Annotated in this window: 1 pseudogene; it reads right to left on the reverse strand. The window is 38.9% G+C overall.

Features of this window, described 5'->3' with window-relative positions:
- A pseudogene (locus ACWA1F_RS23945) lies at positions 1-478 on the reverse strand (OmpA family protein); the annotation flags it as partial.

Raw genomic sequence — 478 nt, forward strand, 5'->3', positions numbered from 1 at the left:
TGTTTCTGCTATTTTTTCGCCATTTTGGTTTTTAAGAATCACTATAGCGCCTGCAATTTTACTGTTGGAAATGGCATCAAAAACATAACCATTGATCGATTGATTGCAAAAGCGCTCAAACGAATAAATATCGTCGTCGCCTTTTCCTGTTTTTCTATTCGAACAGACAAAACCGCGATTGGTTTCTTCGTTTACAATAAAAGCAAAATCGTCAAGATTGCTGTTTAAAGGCGCTCCAAGATTGGAAGGAGAATCAAAATTGCCATCTGCTATACGGCTTTCAAAAACATCAAGTCCGCCGAGGCCTAAAAATCCGTCAGAGGCAAAGTACAAGGCTTGATCGGTAATGTACGGAAACATTTCACGTCCGGTTGTATTGACTTTTTCGCCCAAATTTCTCGGATTAGAAAATTGATTATTGCCTAGAATGTCCACTACAAAAATATCGGTAGAACCAATAGTTCCGGGCATATCAGAT

The organism is Flavobacterium erigeronis, from assembly GCF_054075165.1.